The sequence below is a fragment of the Leucobacter sp. NPDC077196 genome, from assembly GCF_040687075.1.
GTDB lineage: Bacteria > Actinomycetota > Actinomycetes > Actinomycetales > Microbacteriaceae > Leucobacter.
In genome coordinates, this window is record NZ_JBFBML010000047.1 from 1 (window position 1) to 1457 (window position 1457).

A 1457-nucleotide genomic window follows, 5' to 3' on the forward strand; every position below is an offset into this window, starting at 1 on the left:
GGCGGGTTCTAACGGTGGTCGCAACACCCCGAGTTTCGGGAGGTTGCGACCACCGTGTCGTTTTCGGAGGAATCTGCGTCGTTAAAGGCGCGGTTCATGGTGTTGATGGACGAGATCGGGAGCGTGACAGAGGTCGCGCGGCGTCTCGGCCTGAATCGGAATACCGCGTTCGCGTGGGCTCGACAGTCTGGCTTGTCGTCGCGACGGCTGGGCCATCCGCGCAAGGCCGAGTATCTGCAGCTGCGTGAGCAGGGCGTGAGTCGGCGCGAGGCGGTAGAGCGTGTGGGTGTCAACGAGCGCACCGCTCGTGACTGGGAACACGGGATTCGTAAGTCGCGGAACTCGCGGTTCTATCCGGATGGGCGGCGTGTGGATTACACGACCGGGCGGGTCACGATGGAGACCATGGAGAGTCCACCACCGCTGGTACCGGAGCAGGTCGGTTCCCGGCTGTTATCGCTGATCGAGCGGGAGAAGATCGCAGACCTGCACCGCGCTGGTCTGTCGTTGCGAGCGATCGGGAGAGAGCTGGGTCGGTCGGCGTCGACGATCAAGCGTGAGCTCGACACGCACACCGTGGGCGGCCGGTATCTGCCGCACGGGGCGCACCGGGCTGCCGCTGGCGCGCGGGCACGTCCGAAACCGGCGATACTCGCCCAGTCGGGCCCGTTACGGGATTACGTGAGCGCGGGGTTGCGGGAACAATGGTCTCCAGAGCAGATCCGAAACCGGATCCGCGAGGATCATCCCGACGATGAGGGCATGCGCGTGAGCACGGAGACGATTTACCAAGCGATATACGTCCAGGCTCGTGGCGGGCTCAAGCGTGAAGTTCAGGCGGCGTTGCGCACTGGGCGCACCCGCCGCAAACCGCACCGGTCGCCGGAACATCGCACGAGCCGGTTCGTCGACCCGATGGTCATGATCAGCGACCGTCCCGCCGAGGTTGAGGATCGTGCTGTCCCGGGGCACTGGGAAGGCGACCTGATCACCGGGGAGCTGAACAAGTCCGCGATCGTCACGCTCGTCGAACGCGCCACCCGATATGTGATGCTCGGGCACCTGCCAGAGGGAGACCACACCGCAGAGACCGTCCGCGACGTCCTGGTGGACCTGATCGGCACGCTCCCGGAACATCTGCGCGGGTCGTTGACCTGGGACCAGGGCGCAGAGATGGCCGGTCACAAGGCGTTCAAGATCGCGACCGGCGTTCCGGTCTACTTCTGCGACCCCGCATCCCCCTGGCAGCGCGGGTCGAACGAGAACACCAATGGGCTGCTGCGCCAGTACTTCCCGAAGGGCACCGACCTGACCGTCCACGGACCCGAAGACCTCGAACACGTCGCCCAGAAACTCAACGGCCGCCCACGCAAAACGCTCGGCTGGAAAACTCCAGCCGAGCGTCTGCTAGAACTTGTCTAGTTCAATCGGTGTTGCGACCACCCCTTGAATCCGCC

At 64.9% G+C, this 1457-nt stretch carries 1 protein-coding gene; it reads left to right on the forward strand.

What is annotated here, in order from left to right; all coding sequences use genetic code 11:
* Positions 1–255: 255 nt before the first annotated feature.
* Positions 256–1422, forward strand: coding sequence for an IS30 family transposase (locus tag AB0O71_RS15450; RefSeq protein ID WP_363746736.1), 1167 nt, complete (start codon positions 256–258; stop codon positions 1420–1422).
* Positions 1423–1457 lie beyond the last annotated feature (35 nt).